Origin of the sequence: Candidatus Albibeggiatoa sp. nov. BB20, from assembly GCA_016744725.1 — a bacterium.
In the GTDB taxonomy this organism is placed as follows: domain Bacteria; phylum Pseudomonadota; class Gammaproteobacteria; order Beggiatoales; family Beggiatoaceae; genus Albibeggiatoa.
The window spans coordinates 3,575-19,054 of record JADGDW010000087.1 but is presented as its reverse complement, the minus strand read 5'-3'; the positions used below and the strand labels follow the sequence as shown (position 1 = coordinate 19,054).

The following is a 15,480-nucleotide window of genomic DNA, read 5'->3' as shown; positions in this document are numbered from 1 at the left end:
CTTCCATTTTTTGTTGAGAGAGCATGATTAGATTACTGAGTTCTTTAATAAAGTAATCACTATGTGTACTTACAATGACTTTAATGCCACCATTAACTAATTTTGCAATAATTCTAGTTACAAGCCTTTGATTATCAGGATGTAAATTAAGTTCAGGTTCATCAATCATAATAACATCAGATTTTTCTGCTAAATGCTCTAAAAAGAAGACTAATCCAAAAAAGCTTTTGACTGTCGATGATGCACGATGCAAGCTTAATTTTTTCTGTCCTGAGCGATAAGGAATAAAATATATATTTCCATGTCTATCTAATTCATATTTTCCATTAAGTATGTTTTTTTGAATTTCTTGCGCATAAATTTTATATTTACTCGTTTTTCTTTTAGTTTGATTTGTATCCTCTAAAAACTCAATATAATCAGTAATTGGCTCAGCATAGCTGGCTTTAAAAACATCTCGCAATACTTCAAGTGGATCGATTTTATCTCTTTGAGCATGATGCAATAAACGGGTTCTTTTGCTGGATAGTTCTTGGAAAAATAAATTTAAGCCTGTACGCTCAGCAGGTAATAAAAGTGAGCGATACGAAATATCAGAAAATAAACTTTTAACAATAAATTCAGAGATAAAACTATTAATAATACGTTTAGGTAAATTGCTATCTCTCAGTGTAATGAATATTTTAGTTTCATCAATAGGCTTTTCTATGTCGATAATCCAATCTTTTTCTTTTCCAAGAGATAAAGTAGATTTCCAAGATTTTTGTAGACTTGCCTCAAATAAGATTTGTTCAAACTCTAATTTTATTTCTGTTTTTTCAAAATCACTCTCTTCCACATTGAATACGATAGGCAACCGCTTTACAAAGGCTTTTTCTATTTGCTTAACCATTGAATTTATTGTGTTATCATCTAATAAATTTTGTATATCTATTTCACAAGTACCTTTCTGGATTAATGCTTCAGTATATGGTATAAGCTCTTCAAATTGAACCTCAAAATCTTTATCTAATAAACTGTATAACATGTACATTACATAGGTTTTTCCCATGTTATTAGGACCACAAAATACAGTTAAATCTTTTAAGTCAATTTCACCTTGTTCAACAGGAAATAAGTTTTTTATAATCACTTTCATTTTAAGTTACCTAAACCAAAAAATAGAATTGTAGCTAAAAAATAAGGAAAGGCAAGCTCAGACCTTGGGAAAGCATCATCAATTGCCCGTGAACGGAAAACGTAACAATTAAATACATTTACTGAAAAGCAAAAACTGGAAAATCAGCAGTTGGCTAGAGAGCATATTTACGTTGAACACAATATTGGTGGAATGAAACGTTATCGGATTCTAATGGAACGTATTCGTATCCATAGTTCTGATTTGTATAATAAAATTTCTGTGGCCTGCGCTGGCTTGTGGAATTTTAATTTAGCTCATTAACTCTTTGTTTTTTATGGTTACAACATATCTAATATGGCTTCTAACAAGTCCGCTCTAGTTAAATTCACACCCCACAACACGCTATTTTGCGTAATCCCAAGCCGTAACTCAAGCTTGAGAACCTATAATGTCAGATAGGGGATTTAAGCTTTCCAATTAAACTGATTAACTTATAAATGCAAGATTTTGATTTAAATACAATTAAAACATTCAAAAAACGATATACACAATTAATTTTCAAAAAATAATTAAAACCACGTTAGCTTGAAATTTAAAATTCAAAATGACCAGACAACCACTCTGTTTAGCCAATATTTTGATATATAATACAGAAGTGCTAAAACACAGTAATCTACGCAAAAAAACTGTTAGAAACAGAATTCTAATAAACATCTATAATTGTATGTCATACAGCCGATAATAAAGGCTATAATGTCGCTTGGCAACCAAAAAGTACCACGTTCAGCATTGACCCGAAGGCTAATTTATGGAGATACTTTGTCAAAATTTGTTAATACCTGAAAATCGTCAAATAACCCTAACATTACCCGATACGATTCCAACAGGTGAAGCTGAGATCGTTTTAGTGATTAATCCAAAACACTCTACGATGACAGCACCGAAAGAAGACAGCTTTCTTGAATTGGTAGGTATTTTAAAAAACTCTCCAAACTTTAGTGGAGACCCTGTACAAATACAACGTAAAATACGGCAGGAATGGGATGGATAAATATCTACTGGATACAAATATTGTGCTTGGCATACTGAAGGAACATGCAAAAGTACAAGCCTTCTTTAAATCAAATGTGCTGAATAATCCCGCGCGATTTATTAGTGAAGTCACGCGGATGGAATTATTAGCACATCCTCATATCACTTCAGACGAAGAAACGGCGATTCATGCGTTTTTAGTTTATATTGAAACCCTACCGATTAATCGCGTCGTCACCAATCGTGTAGCTCAACTGAGGCGATCTAGTCCCAACATAAAATTACCCGATGCCATCATTATTGCAACAGCACTAGAATATCATCTAACATTAGTTACTTGTGATGAAAATCTACTGAATTTAACCGATGGATTAGAGACCTTAAATCCCAACCATTTGCATTAGTCGTTTGAGATTAATTAGATTAAGTATATACTATAAATATATATTTTAAGCAGAGAATGGTAATGAAAACCGCCAAATTATTCCAAAATGGTCAAAGTCAAGCTGTTCGTCTTCCCAAAGAATTTAGGTTTGAAGGTTCAGAAGTCTTCATCCAAAAGCAAGGTGAGAATGTCATTTTGCTTCCCGTCCAAATATCATGGGACAGTTTATTTAATAGCTTAGATGAATTTTCTGATGATTTTATGTCAAACCGCCAACAGCCATCACAACCATTACGTGAAGATGTATTTGAATGAAATATATGCTAGATACTAATATCTGCATTTATATTATTAAACGCAAACCTGCTTGGGTATTTGAAAAGTTTAAACAGTTTCAAACCAAAGAAATTGGTATTTCTTCAATTACGGTGTCGGAATTGCAATACGGTGTAGAAAAAAGCCAACATACGCAAAAAAACCAACGGGCATTAAATCATTTTTTATTACCACTGACAGTATTATCTTATGATAGAGATGTGGCAGATTATTACGGTAAAGTACGCACCACTTTAGAAACAAAGGGCAACATCATAGGTTCTTTAGACTTGATGATAGCGGCACACGCATTAAAATATAATGTCACCTTGGTCACAAATAATACCAAAGAATTTAATCGCGTTATTGGCTTGAAATTAGAAAATTGGATAGAAGACCCATTTCTACATAAGGATTAACCAATGAAGTATTCTCATATCATAGTGATTTGCTGTTTCGCTTTATTACAAGCGTGTAGTTTCCCAAAAATTGCGTCAAAAAATGCCATCATTACCACAGGTAATATATGCTGCGACCGTGAGCCACCTGTAGTTGCACCGAGATTGTTAACCAATCCTGTGCCTATTCGCACTTTTTCAGTTCAATCCGCGTCTGCACCGATTACGCCTGTGACTAGCGAAATCATTTTATTCCCAACGGATAAATATCAATTATCTCCTTTGGCAATAAGTTTAATTACTGATTTTGCGAATTTGGTACGGAATGGCAATAATGATATTTTAGTCGAAGGCTATACAGATAGTCAGGATAATTCGAAATATAATCAACGTCTGTCACAGAATCGAGCCACCGCTGTACGGGATGCACTGATTGCGCGTGGCATTGCAGCACAAAGACTGATTATTAACGCATTTGGTGAAGGTGCACCTGTCGCATCGAATAAAACCGCTGTGGGTCGACAACAAAATCGTCGAGTGGTCATTAAAACGATGCAATCCCAAGCTATTCCTGCAACAGTCACTCGCTCACAATTTACTGCACCGCGTTTCAATCCTTATTAAAACCTGGATATTACATCATCTCAGGACTGGCAGCCCTCTTAAGAACTGCGAGTCCTAATATGCCTTACATTTTCAGAATTTAAGACGCACCGTCCGTTTTTTCACCACTGCGTAAATGTTTAATCAATGGCAAAATTGTTTCGGTCAATACGGGAACACTTAATGGGCCTGTATGTTTGTAGCGCACAATACCTTGTTGGTCGACAACAAAGGTTTCAGGGGTTGCACGCACTCCCCAATCCATTCCGATGCGTCCCTTAGGATCAAAACCACTTACAATATAAGGATTACCTGAGCTTTTTAACACACCTTGAGCATCTCCTAATTTATCTTTGAAATTCAGGCCATAAACTGGAATATCGGTTTGTTGTGAAATTTCCATCAACAGAGGATGTTCTTGACGGCAGGAGACGCACCATGATGCCCATGTATTAAATATTGAAACTTGGCCTTTAAACTCTTCCGAACTTAAGCTTTTATCTGTATCTAACACCGTGCTTACTTCGAAACTGGGCGCGAGTTTATCAATCCGAGTCGAATCAATGTCTCTAGGATTGAGTTGTAAACCAATATATAAAAATACACTTAAAACACTAAAAACGATGAAAGGTAACAAATAACGTAGCATAAATATGCCTCATAACTATTGTGAATTGGTTTGAACCAAGAAAGATAAGTCTAAAAACTGATTAAATCAAATTTTTACACCAAACTCATGTTTAAATATAGTAGATTTCAGTTTAATTGTGATTGGTTTTTAACTCACAGGACTGTAAGCCCTGAGTTGCAGGAAAACCTGAGTTAGAACAAATAGCTCAATATTAAAAATTCAACATATTAAATCTATTTATCTCAAACCATCCACTCAAACACTCTTGCATTATGCTAATTTGCCATGGGATAATGTTTTATGTTTAGAATCGAGCCCAAAGCCAAGACCTAATATGCCTTATATCCCCCATACTCCACAAGATATTGAAGCAATGTTGACTCAGATTAAAGTCAACAATATCGAAGACTTATTTGATGAAATTCCAGATGAGCTGCGTTGTGGTACTTTAGATGACGTGCCCGAAGCACTGACCGAATTAGAAGTCACACAGTTAATGCAGCAACGAGCCAAGCAAGATCAACCGCTGGTATGTTTTGCAGGTGCAGGTGCGTATGAGCATCATATACCCGCTGCAGTTTGGGAAGTGGCTACCCGTGGTGAGTTCTATTCCGCTTACACGCCATACCAAGCAGAGGCCAGCCAAGGCACATTACAACTGTTATATGAATATCAATCGATGATGGCACGCTTGACGGGGATGGATGTATCCAATGCGTCTTTGTATGATGGTGCATCTGCACTGGCTGAAGCCGTATTGATGGCTGTACGCCAAACAAAAGGCAAAAAGAAGAAGGTTTTATTTCCTTATACACTACACCCTCGTTATCAAAAAGTGGTTGAAACAACGGTTAAAAATCAGGAAATCGAATTAATTTCTGTAGATTATGATGCCAATACAGGTACGATTAAAGCGGATAACTTGCCTACGGATGATGTGGCTGCCTTAGTGATTGCACAACCTAATTTCTTTGGCAATTTAGAAGATGTTAACGCGCTGACAAATTGGGCCCATGAGCACAAAATATTAGTGATTGCTGCTGTGAATCCTTTGAGTTTAGCGATTTTGACTCCACCAGGGCAATGGGGCGATAACGGTGCTGACATTGTATGTGGCGAAGGTCAACCATTAGGTATTCCTTTAAGTTATGGTGGCCCTTACTTTGGATTCATGTGTTGTAAAAAAGCCTATGTACGCCAAATGCCGGGACGTATTGTCGGTCGTACTGTAGATTTAGATGGTAAACAAGGCTTTACTTTAACGTTACAAGCCCGTGAACAACATATTCGTCGTTCTAAAGCGACCTCTAATATTTGTACTAATCAAGGTTTGATGGTAACAGCAGCAACGATTCACACCGCGTTGATGGGTGCAAAAGGCTTAGAACGTACAGCGGCAACTTGTCACGCAAATACAGTGCAATTACGTGATAAATTGACGGCTATTGATGGGGTTGAACAAGTATTTACCGCCACATTTTTCCATGAAGTATTACTTAAATTAAGCAAACCTATTGATAAAGTATTGGCGGGTTTAGCGGGTAAAGGGATTTTGGGTGGCTACAATGTTGGACAGCATATCCCAGAATTACAGGATTGCTTATTAATATGTGCAACAGAGACGCGTACTCAAGCAGATATTGATTTATATGCGCAGCAATTAGCTGAAGTGCTTAATTCGCTATAACGTTTTAGGATAATTGGCAATCATGGATCGGTTGCCAATTCTAAATCCAGTTTGATCCTTAAGCTGCAGGCGAGCGTAAGGTTTCCAATACTGAAACCAATTGTTCTGGTAACGGGGCTTCAATACTCAATTGATAATCAGGTAAATTAATATCTAACTGACTTGCATGTAAAAACAAACGACTTAAGCCCTGTGCCTTTAAATGCTTATTAAAATCATCATCGCCGTACTTGCTATCACCTGCAATAGGATGATCTTTATGCGTACAATGTACCCGAATCTGATGAGTACGTCCTGTAATTAAATGAGCTTCGACTAAAGTTGCCATATCAAACCGTTCAACAACCTGAAATTGGGTTAACGCCTCTTTACCTGAAGCATCCACTCGCACAACACGTTCCCCAGACTGCACCACATTTTTGCGTAATGGTGCACTAATCGTTGTCAAGCGCTTCGACCAATCACCTTTGACCAAGGCTAGATAACGTTTGTTCATTCCTGTTTCACGTAATAAATCGTGTAATTGGCGCAACATACTGCGTTTTTTCGCAATTAATAGACAACCTGATGTATCTCTATCAATGCGGTGAACTAATTCTAATTGTTTTTCTTCAGGATAAAGTGCTCTAATTCCTTCAATAATTCCGTAACTTACACCACTTCCACCATGCACTGCAATACCAGAAGGTTTATTTATCACCAATAATTGTTTATCTTCATGTAAAATAGCTTCTTTGAGGCTTTGTAAAAAATATTCATGAGGTTTTTCCAAAGTTCTCGTAGCCTGCCTGACGGGTGGAATACGCAACACATCTCCCGCTTGCAAACGATAAATGGGTTTGATGCGTCCTTTATTGATGCGTACTTCACCTTTGCGCAATATACGATAAATGTGACTTTTTGGAACACCTTTAAGATGTGCTAGCAAAAAGTTATCGATACGTTGCCCCTCATAGTCAGCAGGAACTGTGAAAAGGACGACCTGATTGGATTGAGCGATTAGGGTAGCCATGCGCTAATTATAACACGATATATTTAGCGCACTGTGTAAAACATTGCTATAGCTGTGCAGTTGATTTGAGGTATTTTTAACCGCCATTATTGGAAAACATATAATAACAAGACTTTTTAGTAGCTTATCTACGGAACTGATTGAATCATTTAATAAAATAAAATAGATTATAGATGTTTTTTTGAATATGGTACAAAACCACATTATTGTGGAGATTCATATTCAAGCATGGTAATAAGCATAGGTGATAACTAGATACAACGGAAAACGACTCATTTTATACGTAGAGTTGGCTTGGCAATGCACACTTTAAAAAATATGAAATCATTGCAATGTATCTCCCCTTCTTCCTAAAAAGCAGTTAAAGAATCAAGTGAAACCATTTAACTTTAGTGTAGATGTCTCTAACACAAATCATCTACCACATTTCGTCACTGTTGAGATTCTTACATTCACCAATATTGGTTATTAATCTGTCACTTTTGCCTAGGGTTCAGGATTAACTAACTTCCCACATATCAGAATTTGCAAGGCTAATAAAATGCAAAAACAATTATGTATTTTAACTAAGTTAGGATGATGAATCTTTGGAGTCATTATATTCAAAACTCCATATATAAATAGTGCGGATTATCAGATATAAGCTTCTCAAATAGCCTGTGCAATATAGATTTAAAAAGTAAGCAGAATTTGCGCTTTTGACAACAAAAACACGAAGTATAGAACCTAATGAATGGCTAAATAAATTCAAACTATTTGGCTTGGAACTTCGTCATAAGCAAAGTCAAGCGCATAGACAGCAAGGATAAGATTCGGATGAAGAGAATATTAATTAATGCGACTCAGCCAGAAGAGCTTAGAGTGGCAATGGTTGATGGCCAACGTTTATTTAATTTTGACATTGAAACCACAACCCGTAAACAAACCAAGGCTAATATTTACAAAGGCAGAATTACTCGAATTGAGCCTAGTTTAGAAGCAGCGTTTATTGATTATGGTGCAGACCGTCATGGTTTTTTGCCATTGAAAGATATTTCTCGTAGTTATTTCAATGCGATTGAAACTGAGACAGAAGTTACAGCAGAGCCTGTTTATGATGAAAACGGCGTGGAAATCGAGCCAGCACCTCCTCGTCACCCTAACCCTCGTAATACGGGGATTAAAGAGTTATTGCAGGAAGGTCAAGAAGTCATTGTCCAAGTAGACAAAGAAGAGCGTGGCAACAAAGGTGCAGCCTTAACCACATTCTTGAGTTTAGCAGGACGTTATTTGGTTTTGATGCCAAACAATCCGCGTGCAGGTGGTGTATCACGTCGTATTGAAGGTGAAGAACGTGCTGAAGCTCGTGAAGCCTTGAGTACCTTAAGTGTGCCTGAAGGCATGGGCTTGATTTTACGCACAGCAGGTGTTGGCAAAACCAGTGAAGAACTACGCTGGGATTTAGACTATTTATTGCAGCTTTGGAGAGCAATTGAAAACTCAGCGCAGGAAGGTACTGCACCGTTTTTGATTTACCAAGAAAGCAATGTGATTATCCGTGCGATTCGGGATTATTTGCAAGAAGACATCAGCGACATTCTAATTGATAACAATCTCATCTATGACGAAGCATGTCAATTTATGAGTCAAATCATGCCTAGCTTTGTAGAAAAAGTGAAGTTCTATGAAGACGATGTGCCATTATTTACGCGCTATCAAATTGAAAGCCAAATTGAGACCGCGTTCCAACGTGATGTTAAATTACCTTCGGGTGGCTCAGTGGTATTTGACCATACAGAGGCCTTGTTATCGATTGACATTAACTCAGCCCGTTCAACTAAGGGGACTGATATTGAGGAAACTGCGTTAACCACCAATTTAGAAGCGGTTGACGAGATTTCGCGCCAGTTACGTTTGCGTGACTCTGGTGGCTTAATTGTCATTGATTTCATCGACATGTTGAGCAATAAGAATCAGCGTGAAGTTGAAGCCAGAATGCGTGAAATGTTAAAAGTGGATCGTGCACGAGTGCAAGTTGGTCGTATTTCTCGTTTCGGTTTATTGGAAATGTCGCGTCAACGCTTGCGTCCGTCATTGGGTGAATCCAGCCATATCGTATGCCCACGTTGTAATGGTAGCGGCACAATTCGTAGCGTAGAATCCTTGGCTTTATCCATCTTGCGTTTGATGGAAGAAGAGGCCATGAAGGACAAAACCTCGAAAATTTTAACTCATGTACCTGTAGAAGTAGGTACTTATTTGTTAAATGAGAAACGTTCTACCATTTTGGAATTGGAACAACGCCAGAAAATTCAATTGTTGATTATTCCAAGTCCACATATTGATACACCAAATTATGAAGTCAGACGGGTTCGCACTGACGAAAGAGACCCGTTAATGCGCAGCTCAACCTATGATGTTGCCAAACCAGCGCCAGAGGCACAAGATTATGAACGTGCCAGCTCTCAAGCTGTTCCTGTTGGACGTGAAGAACCAGCGGTCAAAGGGGTAACGCCATCAGTACATCCGCAATCTGATTCCAAAGAACAAGGTTTCATTAAGCGTATTTGGGGTTCATTATTTAGTAAAACTGAGTCGCCGGAAAAACCTGTAACGGAGGAAAAACCGCAGCAAGCTTACTCAAATCAGAGAAGACACAATAATCGGCCATTACAAAAATATAAACCACGTAATAAGCCACAAAACCAGCAGCAACAACGTTCGCCAGTGGTGAAAGACCCAGCGGTTGAAGCGGCTGAAAGAGCGGAAAATAATCGCCGCAGCAACAACAATAACCCAAACCGTAGACCACGCCGTAATCGTCGTAACAACGGAAATTATTCGAATAACAAGCCACGTTATGATAACAATAACAATGCGACTGGCAATAATGGTGAAACTACGGAGAATAGTAGTAATAGTGGGCAGAATTCTGAAACAACAACGGCTAAAGTTGATTAAATTTTAGAATCGATTTACTATTTATTCTTTAAGAAAATTGCCAGCTCTTGAACTTAAGGGGCTGGCAGTCCTCAGAAGTAAAATCAAAGATAATTCCTTACAACAAAACCACTGATTAAAGCCTCAGCTTTGGACTCCGCATTTAGCTTATTTTGTGTCACACCATCGCTAAGAGCACAGTGTATTTGTGCCATAGAACATATCTTGAGACATACATACCCGCTTGATTCATGATTCGTCAATAGATAAAACCATCTCCCCAAACCTCAAAATAGACCCTTAAAACCTCAAAACCCGCAATCAAGAATCCAAAATCAAAAATCAAAAATTTATAAGGTATACTAGCAATAATCAAATATGACTGTTAGGAGACTACCTTATGCCTAAATGGATACAACCCACAGCAATGCAACACCTGTGGTTAAAGCTCTTACTACTTGGCTGCATACTGTTAGCAATGGCTTGGCATCAGCCCAGTAATGCACTTAGTCTGGTTGAGGCTAAATTTAATGGCACAACTGATGTCAATAATGGCCTCACGATTGATGGTTTGGACAGTGCCAGCGCGGTGGCAATTAGCCCCGATCAATTACATGTCTATGTCACTAGTTTTGCTGAAGGCAAGATTTCAGTTTTTAGCCGTAATAGTACGACAGGACAACTTACTTTTATCACTGACATTGAAAATGATGTGGGTGGGGTCACAGGTTTAAGCGGTGCTGCGGATATTGTCATTAGTAGTGACGGTCGAAATGTCTATGTCACAGGACGTTTAGATGATGCCCTACTTACCTTCACCCGTAATCCTGCCACAGGTTATTTAGCCTTACTTGATGTTAAACATGATGTTGATGTGGGTGTCGATGGCTTAGATGGTGCGTTGTCTATTGCGATGAGTGCAGATAGTACGCGGATTTATGTCACTGCATTAGAAGATCATTCGATTACGGTATTTGATAGAAATACGCTTGATGGTAGTTTAACGCTACTCAATATTTTGAAAAATGGCGTTAATATTGAGAAATTTACAGGGCCTACCGATGTTGTGGTCAGTAATGACAGCAGCTATATTTATGCGATTTCAGGTTTAGATAATACGATTCAAATTTTTCAACGCAGTCCAATAATCGGCGAACTGGGTCTGATTGGTACAGTTGAAAACGTCACAGGTTTGCGCGGTGCATATAGTTTAGCAATCAGTCCCGATAATAACTTCTTATATCTCGCCAGCAATACCAATCCTGATAATAATAAAGATGGCAATGCCAATACTAATGAAAGTGCGTTAGTGGTTTTTACTCGCAATCCTGATGGCTCATTAACTCAGCTTAAAACCTATAAAGAGGGGATTGATAATATCAGCAATTTATCGGGTGCGAGAAATATTGCTATTAGCCCTGATGGTACAGATTTATTTGTAACTGCGGTTAATAATAATGCAGTTTTAGAATTTGATCGTAATACGACAACAGGTTTACTCACCTTTCGTAGCTCAACCACCAATGCCAATATCGCGCCTGATAGTTTGCGTGAACCCACAGGTATTGTTATCAATAATGATGGGAAATTTTTGTATGTCACGGGAATTCAAAGTGATGCGATTACCGCGTTTACTACGGTCAATGCCGATTTAAATTTAACGGTGGTGGATAATGCCCCTGTCGGGGTTAGCAGTAGTTTGAGTTATGATTTGACGATGACCAATTCAGGCCCTGAAGATGCAACTGCTGTACAATTGACGAATAATATTGATGCAGATGTCGTCTTTGTTTCTGCTACGCCATCAGTCGGTACATGTACCCAAAGTGCAGGCGATACCCAGATTATTTCTTGTAGCTTAGGCACGTTGGACAAGGATGCGACTGCAACGATTAAAATCATCGTCACAACCCCTAGCGATATTGGTGACGGCACATTAACGAATACTGCTTCAGTGAGTTCAGGCATTTTAGATAGCAATACTGATGATAATACGGTCACGACCAATAGTGTGTTACAGCAGATCGTTGCCACTGCAGATTTACAACTCAGTGTTACAACAAATGCCGACGCATCCAATGATGTCGTGAATACAGGCAGTCCCTTAACCTATACATTTGAAGTCACCAATGCTGGGGCTGATACGGCTACCAATCAAATCTTAACCGCTAATTTGCCTTCAGGTTTAAGTTTTGTTAGTGCAGATGAGCGTTGTAGTTTCGAGACCGCCACTCGGGTTTTGACATGTAATTTATCAGGCGCGGTTGAAATCACTTATATCACAGTTGAAACCACTGCCCCGAGCACCGTATCCAGTAGTGTCTTGACCATGACCGCCAGTGTTGCTGCTGATGAGCGTGACTCTAATACTTCTAATAACAGTGTCAGCAAAGCCATTTCCGTGGGAGTGTTGAATATTGATTTAACCTTGGTTGATGTGGTGGCCACGCCAAACTCAGTTAGTGTGGGTGCACAAATCAGTATTGCGGGGACTATTTCCAACAGCGGTACAACCTCTGCATCAGGAGTGGTGTTAACAACAACATTACCCGCGCAATTTGCCTTAGTTGAAACTGCAGGATGTACTTCAAGTGGCAATAAAATCAGTTGTAATTTAGGTTCAATCAGCAATATCTCACCGAATAATACTACCGCATTTGCATTAAAAATCGAGGCCTTACAAGCGGCTTTAAATCAAACCTTGACGTTCAATGTCACAGCTAATGGCACAGAAACCAATGCCGCTGACAATAGTAAAGCTACCGCAGTCACGGCGACAGGACAAGTCTCTGATGTGGTGATTCGGATTGAAGAAACCGCTGACCCTGTGGTGCTGGGTGATACCATGACGTATAACATCATCGTCACGAACAACGGACCCGATGTGGCAGCCGTAACCCTAAGTAGTTCGATCATTGGCAATAATGCTGCGATTGGGACAATTTCCGCCTCAAATGGCAGTTGTACTTCTGGTTTCAGTTTTATATGTACTTTAGAAGCAATTGGCGTGGGTGAAAGTGGGATTGTGGGTGTGGATGTAACACCGACTGATTTAGGGACGATTACTTTAAGTTCTCAAGCGGTAACTTCAACTTATGATCCAACTGAAAATATTGCATCGGAACAAACCGCAGTTTCTAGTTTATCCGCTGACTTAAGTTTAGAACTGATTTCGATTCCAGCCGATAGTGTATTGTTAGATGATGTGTTGCGCTATACCGCCACCGTCCGAAATTTAGGCCCGAGTCAAGCCAGTAATGTGATTTATAAACACACTTTGCCAGCAGGAGTGGAACTGATTTCAGTCAATTCAACCCAAGGTGAAGTATGTACTCAAACTGATAATATTTTAACGTGTTTGTTAGGCCCTATTGCCAATACTTCCAATGCTGAAGTGTATATCAATGTGCAGCCACAAACCCTAGGTGAGTTAACTACCAAAGGCGAAGTGAGCAGTGACACGGTTGATGTTGATCCATCGAATAATTCAGTTGACCTTAAAACCACGGTGACACAAAGCACGGCTGATTTAGTATTGACGGGCAGCGTGTTGCCAGAAACTGAAGTATTAATTGATAATCCGATTAGCTTTTTATTGAATCTGCAAAACTTAGGTGAAGACAGTGCCAACAACATCGTGTTAAGTGTACCGTTACCAACGGAATTAACCTTTACCCCACCTGCAACCGTGGTCGCAACTCAAACTCAAGCGATTCTTGGTACATGTACAGAGCAAACAGATAGCCATACCGTCGTATGTAGCTTGCCCGGTTTAGCTAAAGATGCCAGTGCCGATATTACCTTAGTCACATTAGCCACTCAGTCTAAAGATTTTACCGTAACGGCAACGATTAGTAGTGCTGAATTTGATGTTGATGAAACCAATAATAGCGCGACATTAACTAAGCGAGTCAGTAGCCCATCGACTTTATTTGCAGAAACTCCCGCTTTGAACGTAGATAATTTAGAACGGCCAAATGCGGTATTAGTATCACCCGATGGCAAATTTGTATATACAGCAGGGTTTGGCAGTCATTCAATTATTGTATTCAGTCGAGACAGCAGCACAGGCGGTTTAACCTTTAGACAAAGTGTCATCAACGGTGCAAAAGATTTAAATGGCTCAGTGGTATTAGGCATTACGGGAGCGTCCAGTATTGCATTTAGCCCAGATACTCAATTTTTATATGCAACAGGTTTTAATGATAATGCGCTGGCGGTGTTTCAACGTAATACGGTGACAGGTACATTGGAATTTCTCGAATCATTTACTGATGGTAACAATGGCATTGATGGTTTAGCTTCTGCGTTTGATGTCGAAGTCACACAAAATTACCTCTATGTTGCTGCTGTATTCGATAATACGATTGCGATATTCCAACGTAATGCTGATAGCGGTAAACTCAATTTTATTGGTACGGAAACAAGTAGTGCACAACTCTCAGGCGTAGCGGATTTAGCCGTGAGTCCAGACCAACAATATTTATACGCAGTCAGCCCCAGCAGCGATAGTCTATTAGTCTATAGTTTAAATGCAGAAACTGGCGCGTTGACCTTATTGCAAACTTTTACTGATACCGTGGCTGATGCGACTGGTTTGGATTCAGTTAATTCTGTGGTCGTTAGCGGTGATGGTACGAATGTGTATATTGCCGCTGATGGAGTGAATAACTCGGTTTCAGTTTACGCACGTAATGTCAGTTCAGGGGTGTTAACTTTTGTACAAACCGTGCGTGATGGTGACAGTTCTGATTTAGGAATTCCTGTTGATGGCTTAAATGGCGCGTATGATGTGCGAGTCAGTCCTGAAGGCAATTATGTTTATGCAGCGGGTACGACTGATAGTGCGGTGGCAATATTCCAACGTAACAGCAATGATAACGGACGTTTAGCCTTTGTCGATGTATTGCGTGATGGCGTGGATGGTGTTAATGGTATTGGTGGTGCAAGAGCCTTAGCCCCGAGTCCACTGGGTGCGCATATTTACGTTGCAGGTTTTTTCGATAATGCCATTGGTATCTTACGGGTTGCATCGGCGGATTTAAGCTTGAATATGTATGACAGCGAAGACCCTGTGCAAGTAGGTCAAACCTTTAATTACACTATGACAGTGACCAATACAGGCCCTGATCGTGCTACTAACGTTAATTTAGTCAATACTTTGCCACCAAATGTGGAACTGGTTTCAGTTAATCCACAACGTGGTGGTTGTACCCCGAATGGCAGTATTTTAGATTGTCAGTTGGGTAAATTAGACAAAGATGAAAGTGTTGGCTTAACGGTTGTTGTGACGACCAATGATATTGGTACTTTAAATAATCAAGTCACCGTTTCAGCAGATCAAGTTGATCCAACCGCCAATAATATTGTTGAAACCA

At 39.2% G+C, this 15,480-nt stretch carries 11 protein-coding genes and 1 pseudogene; 9 read left to right on the top strand and 3 right to left on the bottom strand.

Going from position 1 to position 15,480, the window contains the following annotated elements:
• Positions 1-1,138, bottom strand: a 1,138-nt coding sequence (locus ABXH34_RS10855; RefSeq protein ID WP_353571904.1) for an AAA family ATPase, incomplete at its 3' end; no start/stop codon positions are given.
• 126 nt (positions 1,139-1,264) lie between these two features.
• Here ABXH34_RS10855 and ABXH34_RS10850 point away from each other — a divergent pair.
• The 6 genes and pseudogenes from ABXH34_RS10850 to ABXH34_RS10825 form a co-directional block, all read left to right on the top strand.
• Positions 1,265-1,441, top strand: a pseudogene (locus ABXH34_RS10850) (transposase family protein); the annotation flags it as partial.
• A 487-nt stretch (positions 1,442-1,928) separates the two neighbouring features.
• Positions 1,929-2,171, top strand: coding sequence for a hypothetical protein (locus ABXH34_RS10845; protein WP_353571903.1), 243 nt, complete (start codon positions 1,929-1,931; stop codon positions 2,169-2,171).
• Positions 2,164-2,556 (top strand): type II toxin-antitoxin system VapC family toxin, encoded by a 393-nt coding sequence (locus ABXH34_RS10840; protein ID WP_353571902.1) that lies wholly within the window; start codon positions 2,164-2,166, stop codon positions 2,554-2,556. Before ABXH34_RS10845 ends, ABXH34_RS10840 begins: the two co-directional genes overlap by 8 nt.
• A 62-nt stretch (positions 2,557-2,618) precedes the next feature.
• Positions 2,619-2,852 (top strand): type II toxin-antitoxin system antitoxin VapB, encoded by a 234-nt coding sequence (vapB, locus tag ABXH34_RS10835; RefSeq protein WP_353571901.1) that lies wholly within the window; start codon positions 2,619-2,621, stop codon positions 2,850-2,852.
• Positions 2,849-3,271, top strand: a complete 423-nt coding sequence (gene vapC, locus ABXH34_RS10830) for a type II toxin-antitoxin system tRNA(fMet)-specific endonuclease VapC (RefSeq protein WP_353571900.1) — start codon at positions 2,849-2,851, stop codon at positions 3,269-3,271. Before vapB ends, vapC begins: the two co-directional genes overlap by 4 nt.
• Before the next feature lie 3 nt (positions 3,272-3,274).
• Positions 3,275-3,874, top strand: coding sequence for an OmpA family protein (locus ABXH34_RS10825; protein WP_353571899.1), 600 nt, complete (start codon positions 3,275-3,277; stop codon positions 3,872-3,874).
• A gap of 79 nt (positions 3,875-3,953) precedes the next feature.
• Here the strand turns inward: ABXH34_RS10825 and ABXH34_RS10820 are convergent, their stop codons facing one another.
• Positions 3,954-4,502, bottom strand: a complete 549-nt coding sequence (locus ABXH34_RS10820) for a DsbE family thiol:disulfide interchange protein (RefSeq protein WP_353571898.1) — start codon at positions 4,500-4,502, stop codon at positions 3,954-3,956.
• 316 nt (positions 4,503-4,818) lie between these two features.
• Between ABXH34_RS10820 and gcvPA the strand changes: the two genes are divergently transcribed.
• A complete protein-coding gene (gene gcvPA / locus ABXH34_RS10815) occupies positions 4,819-6,171 on the top strand; it encodes an aminomethyl-transferring glycine dehydrogenase subunit GcvPA (protein WP_353571897.1) in 1,353 nt (450 codons plus the stop codon).
• Positions 6,172-6,229: 58 nt separating this feature from the next.
• Here the strand turns inward: gcvPA and rluC are convergent, their stop codons facing one another.
• Complete coding sequence (gene rluC / locus ABXH34_RS10810; protein ID WP_353571896.1) at positions 6,230-7,183, bottom strand: 23S rRNA pseudouridine(955/2504/2580) synthase RluC; 954 nt, start codon at positions 7,181-7,183, stop codon at positions 6,230-6,232.
• A gap of 816 nt (positions 7,184-7,999) precedes the next feature.
• Here rluC and ABXH34_RS10805 point away from each other — a divergent pair.
• On the top strand, positions 8,000-10,123 hold the full coding sequence (locus ABXH34_RS10805; RefSeq protein WP_353571895.1) for an Rne/Rng family ribonuclease: 2,124 nt from the start codon (positions 8,000-8,002) through the stop codon (positions 10,121-10,123).
• Positions 10,124-10,502: 379 nt separating this feature from the next.
• Positions 10,503-15,480, top strand: a 4,978-nt coding sequence (locus ABXH34_RS10800; protein ID WP_353571894.1) for a beta-propeller fold lactonase family protein, incomplete at its 3' end; no start/stop codon positions are given.